The organism is Pseudomonas sp. P1_A1, assembly GCF_056406935.1.
The window spans coordinates 313,213-333,756 of the sequence record NZ_JBFTZE010000002.1; the positions used below are offsets into that span (position 1 = coordinate 313,213).

Annotated in this window: 21 protein-coding genes and 1 pseudogene; 5 read left to right on the forward strand and 17 right to left on the reverse strand. The window is 60.8% G+C overall.

From position 1 onward, the window contains the following. Positions 1–15: 15 nt before the first annotated feature. The 5 genes from recG to exbB form a co-directional block, all read right to left on the reverse strand. Positions 16–2,091 carry an ATP-dependent DNA helicase RecG gene (gene recG, locus AC1D2Q_RS04320; protein ID WP_019650087.1) on the reverse strand — a complete coding sequence of 692 codons (2,076 nt, stop codon included), beginning with the start codon at positions 2,089–2,091 and terminating at the stop codon, positions 16–18. Between the two features lie 9 nt (positions 2,092–2,100). Then, positions 2,101–3,030 (reverse strand): hydrogen peroxide-inducible genes activator, encoded by a 930-nt coding sequence (locus tag AC1D2Q_RS04325; RefSeq protein ID WP_008007618.1) that lies wholly within the window; start codon positions 3,028–3,030, stop codon positions 2,101–2,103. Positions 3,031–3,218: 188 nt separating this feature from the next. Beyond that, positions 3,219–3,968 carry an energy transducer TonB family protein gene (locus tag AC1D2Q_RS04330; RefSeq protein WP_019580460.1) on the reverse strand — a complete coding sequence of 250 codons (750 nt, stop codon included), beginning with the start codon at positions 3,966–3,968 and terminating at the stop codon, positions 3,219–3,221. Beyond that, positions 3,965–4,393, reverse strand: a complete 429-nt coding sequence (gene exbD / locus AC1D2Q_RS04335) for a TonB system transport protein ExbD (RefSeq protein ID WP_007934588.1) — start codon at positions 4,391–4,393, stop codon at positions 3,965–3,967. Before exbD ends, AC1D2Q_RS04330 begins: the two co-directional genes overlap by 4 nt. A gap of 6 nt (positions 4,394–4,399) precedes the next feature. Next, positions 4,400–5,398 (reverse strand): tonB-system energizer ExbB, encoded by a 999-nt coding sequence (exbB, locus tag AC1D2Q_RS04340; RefSeq protein WP_477812364.1) that lies wholly within the window; start codon positions 5,396–5,398, stop codon positions 4,400–4,402. Positions 5,399–5,587: 189 nt separating this feature from the next. On the opposite strand from exbB, the gene AC1D2Q_RS04345 reads away from it, so the two are divergent. After that, on the forward strand, positions 5,588–6,445 hold the full coding sequence (locus AC1D2Q_RS04345; RefSeq protein ID WP_477812365.1) for an SDR family oxidoreductase: 858 nt from the start codon (positions 5,588–5,590) through the stop codon (positions 6,443–6,445). Positions 6,446–6,585: 140 nt separating this feature from the next. Here the strand turns inward: AC1D2Q_RS04345 and AC1D2Q_RS04350 are convergent, their stop codons facing one another. From AC1D2Q_RS04350 to AC1D2Q_RS04375, 6 genes are all read right to left on the reverse strand, one after another. Continuing rightward, positions 6,586–7,326 (reverse strand): hypothetical protein, encoded by a 741-nt coding sequence (locus AC1D2Q_RS04350; protein ID WP_428631302.1) that lies wholly within the window; start codon positions 7,324–7,326, stop codon positions 6,586–6,588. A gap of 69 nt (positions 7,327–7,395) precedes the next feature. Next, complete coding sequence (locus AC1D2Q_RS04355; protein ID WP_003177257.1) at positions 7,396–7,776, reverse strand: RidA family protein; 381 nt, start codon at positions 7,774–7,776, stop codon at positions 7,396–7,398. A 24-nt stretch (positions 7,777–7,800) separates the two neighbouring features. Then, positions 7,801–9,906 (reverse strand): bifunctional GTP diphosphokinase/guanosine-3',5'-bis pyrophosphate 3'-pyrophosphohydrolase, encoded by a 2,106-nt coding sequence (spoT, locus tag AC1D2Q_RS04360; protein ID WP_007894658.1) that lies wholly within the window; start codon positions 9,904–9,906, stop codon positions 7,801–7,803. A gap of 57 nt (positions 9,907–9,963) precedes the next feature. Continuing rightward, positions 9,964–10,227: a DNA-directed RNA polymerase subunit omega gene (gene rpoZ, locus AC1D2Q_RS04365; protein WP_003177259.1), complete on the reverse strand. Its 264-nt coding sequence runs from the start codon at positions 10,225–10,227 to the stop codon at positions 9,964–9,966. A gap of 168 nt (positions 10,228–10,395) precedes the next feature. Further along, positions 10,396–11,016 (reverse strand): guanylate kinase, encoded by a 621-nt coding sequence (gene gmk / locus AC1D2Q_RS04370; protein ID WP_477812366.1) that lies wholly within the window; start codon positions 11,014–11,016, stop codon positions 10,396–10,398. 12 nt (positions 11,017–11,028) lie between these two features. After that, positions 11,029–11,892 (reverse strand): YicC/YloC family endoribonuclease, encoded by an 864-nt coding sequence (locus tag AC1D2Q_RS04375; RefSeq protein ID WP_019580465.1) that lies wholly within the window; start codon positions 11,890–11,892, stop codon positions 11,029–11,031. A gap of 268 nt (positions 11,893–12,160) precedes the next feature. Between AC1D2Q_RS04375 and rph the strand changes: the two genes are divergently transcribed. Both rph and AC1D2Q_RS04385 read left to right on the forward strand, forming a co-directional pair. Then, the gene (gene rph, locus AC1D2Q_RS04380; RefSeq protein ID WP_007934600.1) at positions 12,161–12,883 is read left to right on the forward strand and encodes a ribonuclease PH; all 723 of its coding nucleotides are present in this window, start codon (positions 12,161–12,163) and stop codon (positions 12,881–12,883) included. 30 nt (positions 12,884–12,913) lie between these two features. Continuing rightward, positions 12,914–13,282, forward strand: a complete 369-nt coding sequence (locus AC1D2Q_RS04385) for a DUF4870 domain-containing protein (protein WP_477812367.1) — start codon at positions 12,914–12,916, stop codon at positions 13,280–13,282. A 78-nt stretch (positions 13,283–13,360) separates the two neighbouring features. Here the strand turns inward: AC1D2Q_RS04385 and AC1D2Q_RS04390 are convergent, their stop codons facing one another. Further along, positions 13,361–14,140 carry an exodeoxyribonuclease III gene (locus AC1D2Q_RS04390; RefSeq protein ID WP_007934608.1) on the reverse strand — a complete coding sequence of 260 codons (780 nt, stop codon included), beginning with the start codon at positions 14,138–14,140 and terminating at the stop codon, positions 13,361–13,363. Positions 14,141–14,222: 82 nt separating this feature from the next. On the opposite strand from AC1D2Q_RS04390, the gene pyrE reads away from it, so the two are divergent. After that, on the forward strand, positions 14,223–14,867 hold the full coding sequence (gene pyrE, locus AC1D2Q_RS04395; protein WP_477812368.1) for an orotate phosphoribosyltransferase: 645 nt from the start codon (positions 14,223–14,225) through the stop codon (positions 14,865–14,867). A gap of 91 nt (positions 14,868–14,958) precedes the next feature. On the opposite strand, the gene AC1D2Q_RS04400 is transcribed toward pyrE, so the two are convergent. The 5 genes and pseudogenes from AC1D2Q_RS04400 to coaBC form a co-directional block, all read right to left on the reverse strand. Beyond that, on the reverse strand, positions 14,959–15,219 hold the full coding sequence (locus AC1D2Q_RS04400) for a zinc ribbon-containing protein (RefSeq protein ID WP_019580466.1): 261 nt from the start codon (positions 15,217–15,219) through the stop codon (positions 14,959–14,961). Between the two features lie 195 nt (positions 15,220–15,414). Next, positions 15,415–16,320, reverse strand: coding sequence for an acetylglutamate kinase (gene argB, locus AC1D2Q_RS04405; protein WP_018927486.1), 906 nt, complete (start codon positions 16,318–16,320; stop codon positions 15,415–15,417). A 25-nt stretch (positions 16,321–16,345) separates the two neighbouring features. Then, positions 16,346–17,722 (reverse strand): annotated as a pseudogene (locus AC1D2Q_RS04410) (phosphomannomutase/phosphoglucomutase); the annotation flags it as partial. A 283-nt stretch (positions 17,723–18,005) separates the two neighbouring features. Beyond that, positions 18,006–18,461 carry a dUTP diphosphatase gene (gene dut, locus AC1D2Q_RS04415; RefSeq protein ID WP_007894692.1) on the reverse strand — a complete coding sequence of 152 codons (456 nt, stop codon included), beginning with the start codon at positions 18,459–18,461 and terminating at the stop codon, positions 18,006–18,008. 5 nt (positions 18,462–18,466) lie between these two features. Then, positions 18,467–19,675, reverse strand: coding sequence for a bifunctional phosphopantothenoylcysteine decarboxylase/phosphopantothenate--cysteine ligase CoaBC (gene coaBC / locus AC1D2Q_RS04420; RefSeq protein ID WP_019650096.1), 1,209 nt, complete (start codon positions 19,673–19,675; stop codon positions 18,467–18,469). A gap of 135 nt (positions 19,676–19,810) precedes the next feature. Here coaBC and radC point away from each other — a divergent pair, with 135 nt between their 5' ends. Beyond that, complete coding sequence (radC, locus tag AC1D2Q_RS04425) at positions 19,811–20,485, forward strand: RadC family protein (RefSeq protein WP_105342279.1); 675 nt, start codon at positions 19,811–19,813, stop codon at positions 20,483–20,485. Positions 20,486–20,544 lie beyond the last annotated feature (59 nt).

Below are 20,544 nucleotides of genomic sequence, written 5' to 3' on the forward strand. Positions count from 1 at the left end.
AAACTGCGACAGTGCTCACACTTGGCCGTATTGCTGCCCATGGCGTAGCCAGCGGTCGAGCAGCGGGCTGACGTGATCCGGCCAGCGTTCGAGCAAGGCCTGGGCGGCGTCGCGCACGGCGGGCAGTAAGTCGGCGTCGCGCATCAGGTCCGCGACCTTGAATTGCAGCAGGCCGGTCTGGCGTGTGCCAAGCATTTCGCCGGGGCCGCGCAGTTCGAGGTCTTTTTCGGCGATGACAAAACCATCGTTGGTTTCACGCATGATGCCCAGCCGCTGACGGCCGATCTGCGACAACGGCGGATGGTAGAGCAGCACGCAATGGCTGACGGCGCTGCCCCGGCCGACGCGGCCACGCAACTGGTGCAGCTGCGCGAGGCCGAGGCGTTCGGGGTTTTCGATGATCATCAGGCTGGCGTTGGGCACGTCCACGCCGACTTCGATCACCGTGGTGGCGACCAGCAGTTGCAGGTTGCCGGCCTTGAACTCGGCCATCACCGCGGCTTTCTCGGCGGGCTTCATGCGGCCGTGGATCAAGCCGACTTTCAACTCGCCGAGGGCGGCGGTGAGGTCTTCATGGGTGGTTTCGGCGGCCTGGCAGGTCAGCTCTTCCGATTCTTCGATCAGCGTGCATACCCAGTAAGCCTGACGCCCTTCGGCACAAGCGCCGCGCACCCGTTCGATCACTTCGACGCGCCGGGTGTCGGTGACCAGCACCGTGTTCACCGGGGTGCGGCCGGGGGGCAATTCGTCGAGGATCGAGGTGTCGAGGTCGGCGTAGGCGCTCATGGCCAGCGTCCGGGGGATTGGTGTGGCGGTCATGATCAACTGGTGTGGACACATCCGCCCGCCGACGCCTTTCTGCCGCAGAGCCAGGCGCTGCTGCACGCCGAAGCGGTGCTGTTCGTCGATGATCGCCAGCGCCAGGTTCTTGAACTGCACTTCGTCCTGGAACAACGCGTGGGTGCCGACCACCATCGGTGCGCCGCCCGCGATCTGCTCCAGCGCGGCCACGCGGTTTTTGCCCTTGAGCTTGCCGGCCAGCCACGCAACTTCGATGCCCAGCGGTTCAAGCCAGCGCTTGAAGGTGATGAAGTGCTGCTCGGCGAGAATTTCGGTGGGCGCCATCAGTGCGACCTGATAACCCGCTTCCAGCGCTTGCAGCGCGGCGAGGGCGGCGACCACGGTTTTGCCCGCGCCTACGTCGCCCTGAATCAGCCGCAGCATCGGTTCGTGTTGACTGAGGTCGTAAGCGATTTCGTTGCCGACCCGTTGCTGGGCGCCGGTCGGGGTGAAGCCGAGATTGGCCAGATACTGTGCTGGCAGCTTCGTGGCTTTGGGCATGGCCGGCGCGCGCAGGGCACGCATGCTTTCGCGCAGGCGTTGCTGGGACAGTTGATGGGTCAGCAGCTCTTCGAAGGCCAGACGATGCTGGGCCCAGTGATGACCGAGGGCGAGTTCGTCGACATCGGCATCGGCGGGCGGGTGATGCAGGTAGCGGATCGCATCAGCCAGCGGCGCCAGTTGATAGTCCCGGGCCAGTTCGGTCGGCAGCCAGTCGGGCAGGCTGCTAGGGCCGAGCAGGGTCAGGGTTTGCATGCACAACTGGCGCAAACGCTGTTGGGTCAGGCCTTCGGTGAGCGGGTAGACCGGGGTCAGGGTTTCATCCACCGGCGGCGGCTCGTCGCCGGTGATGGCGCGGTATTCCGGGTGGTAGATCTCCAGCCCCGACGCACCGGGCCGCGCTTCGCCATAGCAGCGAATGCGCGTGCCGCGTTTCAGGCCTTCTTTCTGGGCGTTGCTGAAATGGTAGAAGCGCAGGCTGAGCCCGCCGGTGCCGTCCTGCAGACGGACAACCAGGCTACGGCGCCGCCCCATGACCACGTCGGCACCGCTGACGGTGCCTTCGATCACCGCGTCTTGCCCGGGTCGCAAATGGCCGATCGGGACCACGCGAGTGCGGTCCTGATAGCGCAACGGCAGGTGGAACAGCACGTCCTGGAGATTCTCCAGACCGACCTTGGCCAGTTTCTCGGCCATGGCTTCGCCGACACCCTTGAGTGCCGTCACCGACACTTGCGACAACTCGGTCATGACAGCGACTTAACCGGCCACCACCGGCGCTGGCGGCTTGGCCACCGAGCACAGGCGAATGGAGTCGGCGAGGATTTCAATCGCCTTGGGCCGTGGGAAGCTCGCGCGCCAGGCGATGGCCACGGTGCGGAACGGCACGGGCGCGCTCAGTGGGCGCACTTCGATCACGCCCGGGGCGTAGTGGTGGCTGTCCACCGCCGACAGCGGCAGGATCGAAATGCCCAGGCCAGAGGCGACCATGTGGCGGATGGTTTCCAGCGAGCTGGATTCCACGGTGGTGTGCTTGGCGCCGTCGTTGCCTTTGGCCAGGGTCGGGCAGGCTTCCAGCACTTGATCGCGGAAGCAGTGGCCTTCGCCGAGCAGCAGAAGGCTCTTGTCGTTGAGCAGGGCGGCGTCGATGGATTCTTTTTGCGTCCACGGGTGCTGGGCCGGCATCAAGACGTAGAACGGCTCGTCGTAGAGCTGCAAGGTCAGCACGTCGGCTTCGTTGAACGGCAGGGCGATGATGATCGCGTCGAGCTCGCCGTTGCGCAGTTTGTCGCGCAGCACGTGGGTGAAGTTTTCTTCGATGTACAACGGCATCTGCGGGGCGACCCGGTGCAGTTGCGGAATCAGGTGCGGGAACAGGTACGGGCCGACGGTGTAGATCGCGCCGACTTTCAGCGGTGCAGTCAGCTGGTTCTTGCCGGCCTGGGCCAGTTCGCGGATGCCTTGGGCCTGTTCCAGGACTTTCTGCGCCTGGGCGACAATGCCTTCACCGACCGGGGTCAGGCGCACGGCGCTCTTGCTGCGCTCGAAAATCAGCACACCGAGTTCGTCTTCAAGCTTTTTCACGCCCACCGACAGGGTTGGCTGGCTGACGTGGCAACGCTCGGCCGCGTGGCCGAAGTGCTGCTCTTGGGCGAGGGTAACGATGTAGCGTAATTCTGTGAGAGTCATAGCAAGCGTCCATGAAGTTGCGGGCCAAGCATACCGGCTGCAATCGATAGACGCACGTTATCAGACTGAGTGTGCTAAGTGACACTGGGCAATGCAGGTTTGCCGTTTCCAGATATGCAAAAAGGCACCTTTCGGTGCCTTTTCATAGGTTTTGTAGCTGCCGAAGAACCTATGGGAACGGCGGTGTTTCAGCGTCGGCGTTTTTCCAGCGAGTAAACAAACGGTGCAGTGATTTCGATGGTGCCGTTGTTCAGCATGTCGGCCGGTGGCTTAGGCAGCGGTTGGGCGCGGCGGATCATTTGCAGGGTGGCCCGGTCCAGGTCGGCAGTGCCCGAGCGGTCCACCAGTTCGAATGACAACACGTTACCTTCGGCATCTACCACGAAGCGCAGGCGATTCAAACCTTCCTTGCCTCGCATCCGTGCACTGGCCGGGTACTCTTTGTACTTGGCCAAGTGCGCGAGCAGGGTTCCTTGCCAGTTAGCTTTAGCCGCTTGCTGTGCCGGTGATGGACCGGGAGCCGGCTGAGCGGATTTCTCCGTCGGCGCCTGGGTTGGCTGCGTGTCGCTAGGCTTCTCCTCGGAAGGCTTTTCCTTCGGTGGCTCCGGCTTTTTCTCCACAGGCTTGGGCGGTTGCGGCTTCGGCTTGGGTTTGACCGGCTTGGGCACGGCAATCTCGGCCTTCGGCGCTTCAGCGAGTTTTGGAATCGGCAGTTCTTCCACCGGCGCCGGTGGCTGTGGCGGCGTGATCACCTTCGGCGGTGCGGGCGGTGGCGGGGCCGGCATCGGCGCGAGTTCGACCATCATCGCCTGCGGCGGCAGCTCGATCGGCGGGCGTGACGTCCAGTTCAGCGCCAGTGCAATGGCCAGCGCATGGACGCCCAGCACCACGGCCAGGCTACCGCTGTAACGCGTCAGCTTTTGGCGCGTGTTGATCATTTTTTGGCTGCCGTCTCGAGTCCGACCAGGCCGACCTTCAGATAGCCGGCGGCGCGCAGGGCGTCCATCACGCTCATCAGGTCGCCGTAGTCCACGCCTTTATCGGCCTGGAAGAAGATCGTCGTGTCTTTCTTGCCCTGGGTCTTGGCGTCGAGCGTGGCGCCGAGGGCTTCGGTCTTCACTTCGTCTTCGCCGAGGAACAGGCGCTGGTCAGCTTTGACGCTGAGGAACACCGGTTTCTCTGGTCGCGGCGCCGGTTTGGCGGTGGAGGCGGGCAGGTCGACCTTGATGTCCACGGTGGCCAGCGGCGCCGCCACCATGAAGATGATCAACAGCACCAGCATCACGTCGATGAACGGCGTGACGTTGATTTCGTGGTTCTCGGCCAGATCGTCGTCTGCGCCTTCTTTCAAATGCAGGCCCATGGCCGATTACCCCACTTTCACCATGTGCGGTTGCGAGACGCGCTCGGGCGGCAGGTGGTCGAGGTCACGGCTGACCAGCAGCAGGACTTCCGCTGAGGCGTCGGACACTTGTGCCTTGTAACCGGCAATGGAGCGGGCGAAGACGTTGTAGATGACCACCGCAGGAATCGCTGCAACCAGACCCAGCGCGGTCGCCAGCAGGGCTTCGGCGATGCCGGGGGCCACGACGGCGAGGTTGGTGGTCTGGGTTTTGGCAATGCCGATGAAGCTGTTCATGATGCCCCACACGGTGCCGAACAGGCCGACGAACGGCGCGGTGGAACCGATGGTGGCGAGTACGCCGGTGCCGCTGCTCATGTTGCGACCGCAGGCGGCCACCAGGCGCTCGAGGCGGAAGCTCACGCGTTCCTTGATGCCTTCTTTCTCGCGGCTGTTGGCCGACAGGCGCATTTCTTCCAGCGCGTCATGGACCAGCAGGTTGGCCAGGGTGCCTTCCTTGGCCGCCGTCGTGCTGGCTTCCTTAAGGGTGGCGGCTTTTTTCAGATGAACGATTTCAGCGCGCAGACGACGCTTGGCGCCCATCAGCTCGAAGCCCTTGGCGATCCAGATGGTCCAGGTGATGATCGAGGCGATGGCCAGGCCGATCATCACGATCTTCACGATAATATCGGCGTTCTGGTACATGCCCCATGGCGACAGGTCGTGGGCCATGCCCAGGGAGTTACCTTCTTCCAGCTGCTTTTCCATCAGCTTTGTCTGTTCACCGAATTCAGCCAAAGCCTTTTGCACTTCTGGCGGCAGTGATGAAGTATCGACACTGCCGTCGGGGTTTCTCGGTACGTCAGGCGTGGCATGAGCAGCTGGCACGTTGGTGGCTGCGGGAACAGAAGTTTCAGTAGCGAATGCGGCGGTTGGCGCCAGCATCAGGCTGAGCAGCAGGGCGGCTACCGCGCTCCAGGCGCGAGGTCGTTTGGTTGGCGAAGCGGAGAGTTGATTGCGTGTCATGCTGGCCGGACCTGAGAGGAAAAGATGGTAAGTGTTCTTCCAGGCCTCGTAAGGCCGAGAACAAAAGTGGCTGGCATTATTGCAATTAATTCTTGTTAACAAAAGTAATAGCGTCTCTTTTTTTCTTCCATTGCTAGCTGCTCATCCATTTCGGGCGCTAGTCTGTACCTTTCTTGAGGGAGTCTTCTGATGTCCGCGCCTTCTGTTTTGATCGCCGGCTGCGGTGATGTCGGCAGCCGTCTGGCTACGCAATTGCTGGCAGGGCACTGGCAGGTTTATGGTCTGCGCCGCAATGTGTCGCGCTTGCCAGCCGGAGTGGTTGGCGTTGCGGGTGACCTGTTCAGCGCGCAATGCCCGGCTGACTGGCCGACCACGCCACTGGACTATCTGGTGTACAGCGCCGCTGCCACCGACCACGACGAGGCGGGCTATCGCGCCGCCTATGTCGAAGGCTTGCAGCATGTGCTGGGGTGGTTGAAACAACATGGCCAGCAGCCAAATCGCATTCTGTTTGTCTCCAGCAGCAGTGTTTACGGTCAGCAGGACGGTGAGTGGGTCGATGAAACCTCGCCGACGGTGGCGGGCGGTTATTCGGGGCGTTTGATGCTGGAGGCCGAGCAAGTGGCGCGTGATAGCGGCATTCCGGCCAGCATCGTTCGCCTGACTGGCATTTATGGTCCGGGTCGAGAGTGGCTGCTGACTCAGGTTCGTCGCGGTTATCGCGTGGCGATCGATCCCCCGCTGTACGCCAATCGCATTCACGTCGACGACGCGGCGGGGTTGCTGGCGTTCCTGCTTGAGGCGGATCGGCGTGGAGTGGCGCTGGATGATGCTTATATAGGTGTCGATGATGCGCCTGCGCCAATGGCAGAGGTGGTGGGCTGGTTGCGTGAGTATCTGGGCGTGACCGAATGGGCCGATGATGCCAGTGTGCGTCGTGCCGGCAGCAAGCGCTGCAGTAATTCCCGGGCGAAGGCGTTGGGCTGGACACCGCGCTATCCGAGTTTCCGCGAAGGTTATGCCGCGATCCTCGAAGGCCGCTGCTGACTTCCAGTCACCTCAAACCAAATGTGGGAGCAGGCTTGCTCGCGAAGGGGCCATAACATTCAACATCATCGTTGATTGTTACACCGCTTTCGCGAGCAAGCCCGCTCCCACATGGGTTCTGCGTTGGCCTCAGGGCCGGCTTACTGCTTTTCGAGCAACCACTTGCGATCACCCGGTGTGAACGAAGGCATCTCGTCCGCCAGTGCAGTGTTCACCGTCTGGAAAATCTCCAGTTCTTTGCCCTTGCGCGCAAAGATCCAGGTATTGCCCTGGCCATTCAACTGCAGCCAGATGTTGTCGTTGCCGCCGCTCATCGACGCGCAATCGCCCGCCAGGCACAGGGCATAGCGATCTGCACCGGGCAGACCGGCGACCTGGCCGTCTGCCTGGAACTGGACGGTGCTGCCTTCGCCCGGGCCACTGAGGATTTTCCAGCTGCCGCCCATGTAAGCCGAATACAGCGCCCGCTCGAAACTGGCGCCAATCGGCGCTCCTTCCGGAACCTGGACCGATGCACGGTCGAAGACTTGCTCGGGCTCGTTGTCGTTGGCAGCCTGGCTCAGTCGCTTGCCATCACGCTTCAGCTCGCTGGCGGAGCTGCCATAAAAGTCGACATTCCAGGCGCCGGACTTTTCGCCCAGCAGCTTGCCTTCGACGTTTTCAAAACCATTGGTGTAGCGGGCCTGACCGGCTCTGGTGTTGACGTTCCATTCCAGATTCGGGCCATAGGCCTGGAGCGCTTCACGCAGGGGGCCGCCTTTGGATGCGGCATCGATCGCCACCTGGTTGATCCAGGTGCCGCTGATATCACGGTCGGCAGGGTTGCTGGCACATCCGCCCAAGAGTAGGGCGACCAGCGAGAGAGCTAGCGCGTGGCGCATGGTGGAATCCTTTCAGAACCCTTTGTACAAGATCAGTCGGCGCAGCCTCGCAAGGCTGCGCCAGACACATTACTCGATGACCAGAATGGCATCCATTTCAACCTGCGAACCCTTTGGCAGGGCTGCAACGCCGATGGCGGCGCGGGCTGGGTAAGGCTGGTCGAAGTACTTGCCCATGATCTCGTTGACCTTGGCGAAGTGGCTCAGGTCGGTGAGGAAGATGTTCAGTTTGACGATGTCTTTAAACGAGCCACCGGCGGCTTCAGCCACGGCTTTGAGGTTCTCGAACACCTGGACGGTCTGGGCTTCGAAGCCTTCGACCAGTTCCATGGTTTTTGGGTCCAGAGGAATCTGACCCGACATGTAAACGGTGTTGCCAGCCTTGATCGCCTGGGAGTAAGTACCGATGGCGGCCGGGGCCTTGTCGCTGTTGATAACGGTCTTGGTCATGTATGACTCCTTGTGAAGGGTGGGCTACGCGCGCATGCGGGTGATGCGGATGACCCCGGTCAGGGCGCGCAGTTTCTTGATCACGCGGGCCAGGTGCACGCGGTCGTGCACGCTGACCACCAGTTGGACCACGCTGATACGACCGTCGCGTTCGTCCATGCTGATTTTTTCGATATTGCCATCGGCCGCGTTGACGCTGCTGGCCAGCAGGGCGATCAGGCCGCGCTGGTGTTCCAGTTCGACGCGCAGCTCGACGTTGAATTCGCCGGTGACATCCTTGGCCCACGAGAGCTGGATGCATTTTTCCGGGTTGTGGCGGATTTCGCTGATGTTGCGGCAGTTGTCCAGGTGCACCACCATCCCTTTGCCGGCGGACAGATGGCCAACGATCGGGTCGCCCGGGATCGGCGTGCAGCACTTGGCGTAACTGAGCACCAGGCCTTCGGTGCCACGAATCGCCAGCGGACCTTCAGGGCTCGGCAGCTGTTCGCCTTCGCCGAGCAGGCGGCGGGCGACCACGTAAGCCATGCGATTGCCCAGGCCGATGTCTTCGAGCAGGTCTTCGATCAGTTCGAGGCGGTATTCGTGGAGCATCAACTGCACACGCTCGGCCGGAATTTTTTCCAGGGAGCTGTCGAAGCCGTTGAGCACCTTGTTCAGCAGGCGTTCGCCGAGGCTGATGGATTCGGAGCGGCGTTGCAGTTTCAGCGCATGGCGGATGTGAGTCCGCGCCTTGCCGGTGACCACGAAGTTGAGCCAAGCCGGGTTCGGCCGCGCGCCGGGGGCGCTGACGATCTCGACCGTGGAGCCGCTTTGCAGTGGTTCGGATAGCGGCGCGAGACGACGGTTGATCCGGCAGGCAATGCAGCTGTTGCCCACGTCGGTGTGCACCGCGTATGCGAAGTCGACCGCCGTGGAGCCTTTGGGCAGCTCCATGATCCGGCCTTTGGGCGTGAACACGTAGACCTCGTCCGGGAACAGGTCGATCTTCACGCTCTCGATGAATTCCAGCGAGTTGCCGGCCCGTTGCTGCATCTCCAGCACGCCTTTGACCCACTGGCGGGCGCGGGCGTGAGTGCCTTTGGGCTGCTCGTCGCCGCTGGATTTGTACAGCCAATGGGCGGCGATGCCGTTGTTGGCCATCTCTTCCATTTCACGGGTGCGGATCTGGATCTCGATCGGTACACCGTGCATGCCGAACAGCGTGGTGTGCAGCGACTGGTAGCCGTTGGCCTTGGGGATCGCGATGTAATCCTTGAAGCGCCCCGGCAACGGTTTGTACAAATTATGCACAGCACCCAGCACGCGGTAGCAGGTGTCGACCTTGTCGACGATGATCCGGAACGCATAAACGTCCATGATCTCGTTGAAGGCCCGACGCTTGCCGCGCATTTTCTTGTAGATGCCGTAAAGGTGTTTCTGACGACCGCTGACCTCGCCCTGGATGCCATCGATAGCCAGGCAGTGACTGAGGGATTCTTCGATCTTATTGACGATTTCCTTGCGGTTGCCCCGGGCGCGTTTGACCGCCTGGTTGATCCGCGCGGAACGCATCGGGTGCATGGCCTTGAAGCCGAGGTCTTCGAATTCTATGCGGATGGCGTGCATGCCCAGCCGGTTGGCGATGGGCGCATAGATTTCCAGGGTTTCCTTGGCGATCCGCCGGCGTTTTTCGCCGGACAGCACTTCCAGGGTGCGCATGTTGTGCAGGCGGTCGGCCAGCTTGACCAGGATCACGCGAATATCGCGCGCCATGGCCATGGCCATTTTCTGGAAGTTTTCGGCCTGGGCTTCGGCTTTGGTCTCGAAATTCATCTGGGTCAGTTTGCTGACCCCATCGACCAGTTCGGCCACGGTTTCGCCGAACTGCGCTTGCAGCGCTTCCTTGGCAATACCGGTGTCTTCGATTACGTCATGCAGCATTGCAGCCATCAAGCTTTGATGGTCCATGTGCATGTCGGCAAGAATATTCGCCACCGCAAGAGGATGCGTGACGTACGCCTCACCGCTACGGCGGCGTTGGCCGTCGTGGGCTTGTTCGGCGTAGAAGTACGCTCGGCGGACCAGGTTGACCTGGTCCTTGCCGAGGTAGGTCGATAAGCGATCGGCGAGGGCGTCTATGCTCGGCATGATGACACCTGCCGTTTGCTATGACCCCGCGCCGTGCTACGTCGACCAGGCATGGCCTTATACTGCCTCGTTGGACTCGTCCTCGAACGCTGCGAACAGCGGTTCGTCTTCGACGATTTCAGCGTTGGCGATGAACTCGTAGCTCATCAGGCCTTCAGCGATTTCACGCAGCGCTACAACTGTAGGCTTGTCGTTTTCCCACTGAACCAGGGGCTCTTTGCCACCGGTGGCCAGTTGACGGGCACGCTTGGTAGAGAGCATGACCAGCTCAAAGCGGTTTTCCACGTGTTCTAGGCAGTCTTCAACGGTTACGCGGGCCATGGTATTCCTCGGAGCGAATGCAAATATGCGCGCTGCCCGGTTGGGCGAGCGGACTCAACAGTTTAAAAAATCACCAGCGATTAGGGAAGCGCTGATTTTTTGACCAGGCTCTTCAACGCGCTATAAGCACCAATGTAAAGCCCTTGCAGCGGTTTTGGGAAGAGCTGATTAGCCGAGCAATTCAGCCAATAATTTGCCATGACGCTGCTGCTGACGCTTCTGATGCAGCTGATTGGCGCGGAAAATCGCCTGCAAATCGCGCAGCGCGTGGGCGAAATCGTCGTTGATGATCAGGTAGTCGTAGTCGACATAGTGGCTCATCTCGCTGACGGCTTCACGCATCCGGCCTTCGATGATCTCGTCGCTGTCCTGGCCGCGATTGGTCAGGCGCTGGTGCAAGGCGTCCAGGGACGGCGGCAGAATGAAGATCGAACGGGCCTGGGGCATCAATTTGCGCACTTGCTCCGCACCCTGCCAGTCAATTTCCAGAATCAGGTCGTGACCTTCGTCCAGGGTCTGCTGCAGGTGGCTTTGCGAAGTGCCATAGAGATTGCCGAACACTTCGGCGCGCTCGAGGAAATCTCCGTGCTCGATCATCTTCACGAACTCGCTGCGTTCGACGAAGTGATAGTTCACACCGTTCACTTCACCGGGGCGCATGGCGCGGGTGGTGTGGGAGACCGAGACGCGGATCTCCTGATCAGCGTCGGTCAGGGCTTTGACCAGGCTGCTCTTGCCCGCGCCCGAAGGTGCGGAAATGATGTACAGGGTGCCGGTGCTGTGGGTCATGTCAGGTTTGCCTTACTCAATATTCTGCACTTGTTCGCGCATCTGCTCGATCAACACCTTGAGGTTGACCGCCGCTTGGGTGCTGCGCGGGTCGAAGGCTTTGGAGCCCAGTGTGTTGGCTTCGCGGTTGAGCTCCTGCATCAGGAAGTCCAGGCGCCGACCGGCAGCGCCGCCGGATTTGAGCACCCGGCGAACTTCGATGATGTGAGTGCTCAGGCGATCCAGTTCTTCGGCGACGTCGCTCTTTTGCGCGAGCATGACCATTTCCTGCTCCAGGCGCTGCGGGTCGAGGTCGGCCTTCATGTCGGTGAAGCGGTCGAGGACTTTCTGACGCTGGGTGGCGAGCATCTGCGGCACCAGTTCGCGCAGGATCACCACATCCTCTTCAATGGACGTCAGGCGCTCGTTGATCAACCGCGCCAGCTCCGCGCCTTCGCGCTCGCGGCCGGCCTTGAGCTCTTTCAGGCCCTGGTTGAACAGCGTCAGGGCTTCGGCATTCAGCGCTTGCGGGTCGGCGGCGTCGGCCACCAGCACGCCGGGCCAGGCCAGGACTTCCAGCGGGTTCAGCGCGGCGGGGTTCTTGATCAGGCTGGCGACGGTCTCGGCGGCAGCGACCAATTGCGCGGCGCGCTCGCGGTCCACTTGCAGCGGTTTGCCCGTGCTTTCTTCGGTGAAACGCAGGGTGCATTCGAGCTTGCCCCGGGAAATTCCCTGGCGCAGGGCTTCGCGGACCGCGCCCTCGAGGTCGCGGAAAGATTCCGGCAGGCGCAGATGGGGTTCCAGGTAGCGGCTGTTGACCGAGCGCAGCTCCCAGCTCAGGGTGCCCTGGACGCCGGCTTTCTCGACGCGGGCGAAGGCGGTCATGCTGTGCACCATGGAGGTACCTCGCAATGCAGGTCGGCGCGTAACCCATGGTTCGCGGACCCGCTATCTGTGAATTAAAGCCGACAGGCAGCAAAGGCGCAGGATTGTAGCGCAGTGGGGCGGATGCGCCCAATCACACGCTGTGACAATGAGCTGCAGGCCGTCGGCTACGCTCTATTCAGAGCCTTCAATCGTCGGGCGAATTTTTTAGAAGTGCCCACTCGCGGCCCACGGCTCTATAATGCTCGGCAGTTTTCCGTCCCCCGTACAGGTAATCCCTATGAAACGTCCAAGTGGTCGCGCTGCCGATCAGCTCCGCTCGATCCGCATTACCCGCAACTACACCAAACACGCCGAGGGATCTGTACTGGTCGAGTTCGGTGATACCAAGGTCATCTGCACCGTCAGCGTCGAGAACGGCGTGCCGCGTTTCCTCAAGGGTCAGGGCCAGGGCTGGTTGACCGCTGAATACGGCATGCTGCCGCGCGCCACTGGGGAGCGTAACCAGCGTGAGGCGAGCCGCGGCAAGCAAGGCGGCCGCACTCTGGAAATCCAGCGTCTGATCGGTCGTTCCCTGCGCGCTGCGCTGGACATGTCCAAGCTGGGCGACGTCACCTTGTACGTCGACTGCGACGTGATCCAGGCTGACGGCGGCACCCGCACCGCGTCCATCACCGGCGCCATGGTTGCACTGGTCGATGCCTTGAAAGTGATCAAGAAGCGCGGCGGCCTCAAAGGTGGCGACCCGCTCAAGCAAATGATCGCTGCCGTTTCGGTGGGCATGTATCAGGGCGAGCCTGTGCTTGACCTCGACTACCTGGAAGACTCGGCTGCCGAGACTGACCTCAACGTAGTGATGACCAGCACCGGTGGTTTCATCGAAGTCCAGGGCACTGCCGAAGGCGCACCGTTCCAGCCGGAAGAGCTGAACGCGATGCTGGCACTGGCGAAGAAAGGCATGATCGAGATTTTCGAACTGCAGAAGGCTGCACTGGCTGACTGATTGTTTTGATGTCCGGCAATGGAGAGCGCCATGAGTGATGAACAGCAGTTGCTTCCTACCCCGAGCTCCGAGGCTCGCCAGTGGGCGATGTTTTGTCACCTCTCGGCGTTTCTCGGTGTCTGGTTTCCGTTCGGTCACCTGATCGGGCCGCTGATCCTCTGGCAGTGGAAGCGTGAAACCGACCCGTTCATCGATGCCCAAGGCAAAGAAGCGCTGAACTTTCAGATCACCGTGGCCCTGGTCTCGGGCATCTGTTACGTGCTGATGCTGGTGTTGATCGGTTTTGCGCTGCTGCCGCTGGTCCTGATCGGGGCGATGGTGCTGTGCATCATTGCCGGGCTCAAGGCCAATGACGGGGTGCCTTACCGCTATCCCTTCACCTGGCGGTTGATCAAGTAAACGCAGCTCCTACGGGAATCAAGCGCGCACAAAAAAGCCGACAGCAATGTCGGCTTTTTTGCATCTGCGAAAAGACGCTTAGATCGTCAGCGTCCAGTCGTAGTCCACGATCAACGGTGCGTGCTGCGAGAACCGTGGCTGACGTGGCAGGCGTGCGCTGCGTACGAAGCGGCGCAGGCCAGGGGTCAGCAACTGGTAGTCGAAACGCCAGCCCAGGTTGAGCATCTCGGCCTGTTCGTTGTCCGGCCACCAGCTGTACTGGTCGCCTTCGCGGCTGACTTCCCGCAGGGCGTCGACATAACCCATGTTGCCGACAATCTCGTCCATCCAGGCACGCTCAGGCGCCAGGAAGCCCGGGGATTGCTGGCTGTCGCGCCAGTTCTTGATATCCAGCTTCTGTTGCGCCACGTACAGCGAGCCACAATAAATGTACTCGCGACGTTTGCGTCGCTGTTTATCCAGATAACGGGCGAAGTCGTCCATTAGCTTGAACTTCTGGTTCAAGTCTTCATCGCCATTCTGCCCCGAAGGGAGCAGCAAGGTCGCGATGCTGACCTTGTCGAAATCGGCTTGCAGGTAGCGCCCGTAGCGGTCGGCCGTCTCGAAGCCGAGACCGCTGATGACAGCCTTCGGTTGCAACCGCGAGTACAAAGCCACGCCACCTTGGGCGGGAACTTCGGCTTCGCAGGCATAAAGGAAGTAGCCATCCAGTTGGAAGGCTGGATCGTCCAGTTCAAAGGCGGAGGCGCGGGTGTCCTGCAGGCAGATGACGTCGGCATTCTGTGCTTGCAGCCAACTGAGCAAACCACGCTCGACTGCAGCCTGAATACCATTGACGTTCACACTGATGATCCGCATAAGTGGCCCCAAAAATCGCGTGCGGGTATGATACACGGCGTCTACCTAATTAGCTAAATCCGTGGTATTTGGGGTTTTTTTCATGCAAGCGTATCAACGCGATTTCATTCGTTTTGCCATCGATCGCGGCGTTTTGCGCTTCGGTGAGTTCACCCTGAAGTCCGGGCGCACCAGTCCATACTTCTTCAATGCCGGCCTGTTCAACTCAGGGAAAGCCCTGGCACAGCTGGGCCGTTTCTACGCGGCAGCCATCGTCGAGAGCGGTATTTCCTTCGATGTACTGTTCGGCCCGGCCTACAAAGGCATCCCGTTGGCGGCAGCCACCGCCGTGGCGCTGGCCGAACATCACGACCGTGACCTGCCATGGTGCTTCAACCGCAAGGAAGCCAAGGCCCATGGCGAAGGCGGCAGCCTGGTCGGCGCGCCATTGACTGGCGATGTGCTGATCATCGACGACGTGATCACCGCCGGCACCGCCATCCGCGAAGTGATGCAGATCATCGGCTCCCAGGACGGCGCCAAAGCCGCCGGTGTGCTGATTGCCCTGAACCGTCAGGAGCGTGGCAACGGTGAGTTGTCGGCTATCCAGGAAGTAGAGCGTGACTTCGGCATCCCGGTGATCAGCATTGTTTCGCTGAACCAGGTGCTGGAGTTCCTGGCTGATGATCCGCAGCTCAAGCAGCATTTGCCTGCGGTTGAAGCCTACCGCGCCCAGTTCGGCGTGTAACCACGCTCCCATAGGGATTGCGGACAGCAAAAGACCCCGCTCAGCAAGTTGAGTGGGGTCTTTTGTTTATGTATGGCCCAGCCCCCCAGATTTATTTTTTGCTGGTGCTGCTGAATGTCTCGGCCTTTTTGATCCCGGTGGGTTTATTGGTTTTCTCCGGGTACGGATCAGCCACGGCATCGCCCTGGCCAGTCAGAATTCTCCAGCCATGACGGGTGTGTGCGGTTTTTCGGAGTTGCGGGCAGGGCGGCATCGATGTTTTGCCCTGATTCGAGTATTCGTGACCGCAATCGACACAGGCATAGGTGCCAGGTGAAACATCGCTACCGTAAGGGACATAGTCTTTTTGCATGGTAAATCTCCTGTGGGTACAGAGAAGATCCTATGCAGATTGCTTCCATCGTGATGTCGGACGTTTCGCTCGATCAGGTCAGGCATTTCCGGCGCGCATAAAAAAGATCGCAGGCTTCGTCAGCTCCTACAGGGTTTTCGTACATCCGAAAGTCCGTAGGTGCTGCCGAAGGCTGCGATCTTTTAAGGTTTTGAATCAGGGACGCTTGCGATTGCTGATCAGCGTACCCACACCGGTGTCGGTGAAGATTTCCAGCAGAATTGCATTTGGCACTCGACCGTCGATGATCAACGAGCTGCCCACGCCGCCCTGTACCGCTTCCAGCGCGCAACGGATTTTCGGCAGCATGCCGCCGTAGATGGTGCCATCGGCGATCAGATCATCGACTTGCTGGGTGCTCAGACCGGTCAGAACCTTGCCGGATTTGTCCATCAGACCGGCAATGTTGGTCAGCAGCATCAGCTTTTCAGCTTTCAGTGCCTCGGCCACTTTACCGGCCACCAGGTCGGCGTTGATGTTGTACGACTCGCCGTTGGCACCGACGCCGATTGGCGCGATCACTGGAATGAAATCGCCTTTGACCAGCAGGTTCAGCAGGTCGGTGTTGATGCCGACCACTTCGCCGACGTGGCCGATGTCGATGATTTCCGGCTGGGTCATCTCCGGGGTCTGGCGGGTGACGGTGAGCTTCTTCGCGCGAATCAGCTCGGCGTCTTTACCGGTCAGGCCGATGGCGCTGCCGCCGTGACGGTTGATCAGGTTGACGATGTCCTTGTTGACCTGGCCGCCGAGGACCATTTCCACCACGTCCATGGTCGCGGCGTCGGTGACGCGCATGCCATCGACAAAGTGGCTCTCGATCGACAGTCGCTTGAGCAGGTCGCCAATTTGCGGGCCGCCGCCGTGAACCACCACCGGGTTGATGCCGACGGCTTTCATCAGCACGATGTCGCGGGCGAAGCCGGTTTTCAGCTCCTCGCTTTCCATCGCGTTGCCGCCGTATTTGATCACCAGCGTCTTGCCGACATAGCGGCGAATGTAAGGCAGCGCTTCGGACAGGACCTTGGCGGTGTTGGCGGCGGCTTCGCGTTCGAGGGTCATTCAGGGCTCCGGGTGCTTCAATAGATCAGAACGGTAGTTGGAGATCAGGTGCAACGCGCTTCAGCTGGACGTGGAACACATCCTTGATGCGCTGCAATTCAGCCTCGTCATCGGCCTCGAAGCGCAGTACCAGCACCGGTGTGGTGTTGGAGGCGCGAACCAGGCCCCAGCCTTTGGCATAGTCGACTCGCACGCCGTCAATGGTGGTCAGGTCGGCGCCTTCACCCCACTGCGCGTCATGCAGTGCATCAATGATGCTGAATTTGCTCTCTTCGGTCACATGGATATTGATCTCCGGCGTAGAAATATCGTTCGGGAAGGTTGCGAACAACTCTTCCGCGGTGGATTTTTCCTTGCTGAGGATCTCCAGCAGCCGCGCGGCGCTGTAAATGCCGTCGTCGAAACCGAACCAGCGCTCCTTGAAGAAGATGTGGCCGCTCATTTCGCCGGCCAGCAGGGCGCCGGATTGTTTCATTTTCTTTTTGATCAGCGAGTGACCTGTTTTCCACATCAGCGGACGACCGCCATATTCCTTGATCAGCGGGATCAGGCGGCGGGTGCATTTGACGTCGAAGATGATTTCCGCGTCGGGGTTGCGTGCTACCACATCTTTGGCGAACAGCATCAGCAGACGGTCCGGGAACACGACGCTGCCGGTGTTGGTGACCACGCCCACGCGGTCGCCATCGCCGTCGAAGGCCAGGCCTACGTCGGCGTTGGTTTCCTTGACCTTGGCGATCAGGTCTACCAGGTTTTCCAGCTTGCCCGGGTCCGGGTGATGGTTCGGGAAGTTGCCATCGACATCGCAGAACAGCGGGATGACTTCGCAGTTCAGGGCTTCGATCAGTTGCGGGGCAATCACGCCGGCCGCGCCGTTACCGCAATCGACCACTACTTTCAGGCGGCGGGCGAGTTTGATGTCCTGGACGATTTCGGTGTTGTAGCGGTCGAGGATCTCGACCTTGGTGATGCTGCCCTTGCCGCTGCTCAGGTTGTTGGTCTTGAGGCGGTCGTGCAGGGCCTGGATCTGTTCGTTAGCCAGGGTATCGCCAGCAATGACGATCTTGAAGCCGTTGTAGTTCGACGGGTTGTGGCTGCCGGTGAGCATCACCCCGGATTTGCCGGCCAGTACGTTGGCGGCGTAGTACAGCGCTGGCGTTGGCACCAGGCCGACATCGCTGACGTGGCAACCGCTGTCGGCCAGGCCCTGAATCAGTTGTTCCACCAGTTCCGGGCCGGAGAGGCGACCGTCGCGGCCGACGGATACGTTGGGTTCGCCCTGGGCCAGGCTCTGGGAACCGATGGCGCGACCGAGCCAATAAGCGGTTTCAGCGTTCAAGAACTCCGGGACGGTGCCGCGAATGTCGTAGGCGCGGAAGATGCTGTCGGGGAACTTGGGTGCGACTTGGGCTGGGGTGCTCATCTGTAGGAATGCTCCGTCTTGAAAGTGGCTGGACCTGCTGGCGAAAAGCTCGTCGGCGGGCTCAAACTGAAGGGTATGACGGTGTTTTCCACCGAGAGTTCGTGGTGTGAAAAGGCCATGCCATCAACATCGGCGAGCAATTGGCCGGCCAATGCCTTGATTTCCAGTGGTAAACCTTCCAGATGACGTCTGTGCAATTTTCATCCTTAAAATGCAGAGGGCAGGTCAGGCCAGGCAGTGCGCCCAGTCTGAATGCCGATGATCAGTGACTGCCGGAATGTCCGAAGCCGCCGGTGCCACGCTGGGTTTCGACGAACTCTTCGACCATTTCGAAATGCGCTTGAACCACCGGCACCAGCACCAATTGGGCCAGGCGTTCGCCTACCACCATGTTGAAATCGGTCTGGCCACGGTTCCAGCACGACACCATCAGCGGGCCTTGGTAATCGGAGTCGATCAGGCCGACCAGGTTGCCCAGCACGATGCCGTGCTTATGGCCCAGGCCGGAACGCGGCAGAATCAAGGCCGCCAGGCCCGGATCGCCGATGTACACCGACAGGCCGGTAGGGATCAGCAGGGTTTCACCCGGCTTGATGACGGTGTCTTTTTCCAGCATGGCGCGCAGGTCGAGGCCGGCGGAGCCGGGCGTGGCGTACTGCGGCAGCGGAAATTCGGTGCCGATGCGTGGGTCGAGGATCTTGGCTTGCAAAGCGTGCATGTAAATTAAACCTGGTTCAGACGTTCGGCGATAAAAGTGATCAGCTGGCGGGCAATCTTGCCCTTGCTGGTCTGGGCAAAAATAGTGGCGTGCAGCTCCCGGTCGATCACGCTGCAGGCGTTTTCTTCGCTGTTGAAGCCAATGCTCGGGTTGGCGACGTCGTTGGCGACGATCAGATCGAGGTTCTTGTCTTTCAGCTTGCGGGCAGCGTAGTCGAGCAGGTGTTCGGTTTCGGCGGCAAAGCCGACACTGAACGGACGGTCGGGACGGGTGGCGATGGTGGCCAGAATGTCTGGGTTGCGCACCATCTGTAGCAACAAGCCGTCGCCGCTTGTAGGGTCTTTCTTGAGTTTCTGTGGGGCCACGACTTCCGGACGGTAGTCCGCGACCGCTGCCGAGGCGATGAACAGGTCGCAAGGAATCGCGGCTTCACAAGCGGCGAGCATGTCCCGGGCGCTGACCACGTCGATGCGCGTGACGCGATCCGGAGTCGGCAGGTGCACGGGACCTGTGATCAGGGTCACGCGGGCGCCGGCTTCTACCGCGGCTTCGGCCAGGGCAAAGCCCATTTTGCCGGAGCTGTGGTTGGTGATGTAGCGCACCGGGTCGATGTTTTCCTGGGTCGGGCCGGCGGTGATCAGCACGTGTTTGCCGGTCAGCGCCTGGCGCTGGAAGCAGTCTGCCGCGCACTGGGCGAGGTCGGTGGCTTCGAGCATGCGGCCCATGCCGACGTCGCCGCAGGCCTGGCTGCCGGAGGCCGGGCCGAAGACTTTGAAGTCGCGGCTTTCGAGGGTTTGCAGGTTGGCCTGGGTCGCCGGGTCGCGCCACATGGCCTGATTCATCGCCGGTGCCACGGCGACCACTGCGTCGGTGGCCAGCACCAGCGTAGTCAGCAGGTCGTCGGCAATGCCTTGGGCCAGGCGAGCGATCAGGTCCGCGGTGGCGGGGGCAATCAGCACCAGGTCGGCCCATTTGGCCAGTTCGATGTGGCCCATGGCGGCTTCGGCCGCCGGGTCCAGCAGGTCCAGGTGGACCGGGTGCCCGGACAGGGCCTGCATGGTCAGCGGGGTGATGAATTCGCTGCCGCCACGGGTCATGACTACGCGCACTTCGGCGCCCTGGTCGATCAGGCGGCGAACCAGCTCGGCGCTCTTGTAGGCAGCAATGCCGCCGCCGACGCCCAGAACGATGCGTTTCCGATACAGCCGCTGCATAGGTCTGCCTTTCATTTCGTTGATGACTGCATGGCGATACCCCCTCCCCAGGGGTGAAATCGCCCGCAAAAAAGATGGGCTACGATATCACAGCGACCGCTACGGAACAGCGGCGCCCACTTACATGGAGGTGTTATGAGCATTCGCGATTGGCCAGCGGCGGAGCGACCGCGGGAGAGGTTACTTGAGTTGGGTTCGGCGAGTCTTTCGGACGCCGAGTTGCTAGCGATTTTTTTACGTACCGGTGTATCGGGTAAAAGTGCAGTAGATCTGGCACGACATCTGTTGAGTCAGTTTGGCAGCCTGCGTTCACTGCTCGAAGCCGATCAAACTGCGTTCAGCAGGCAATTGGGGCTCGGGCCGGCGAAATTCGCTCAGTTGCAAGCGGCACAGGAAATGGGCAGGCGGCATTTAGCCGAACGTGCGCGCCAGAAATCGGCACTGGAAAATCCGCAGGCGGTTCGTGATTACCTGAAGTCGATGCTGCGCCACGAGCCTCACGAGGTATTCGGCTGTCTGTTTTTGGATTCAAAACATCAAGTGCTGACCTTTGAAGTGCTGTTTCGCGGCTCCATCGACAGTACCAGTGTCTATCCAAGACAAGTGGTTAAACGCGCTTTGGCCCACAACGCCGCAGCGTTGATCCTCTGCCACAACCATCCGTCGGGTAACTCCAACCCCAGTCAAGCCGACCGGATGCTGACCAAGCGCCTGCAAGAAGCGCTGGACCTGATCGATGTGCGGGTGCTCGACCATTTCATCGTCGGTGAAGGCGATCCGTTGTCCATGGCCGAGTACGGGTGGATGTGAAGGGGAAAGGCTAGTGAGTCCCTGTGGGAGCGAGGCTGCTCCCACAGCTTTTGTGGCGA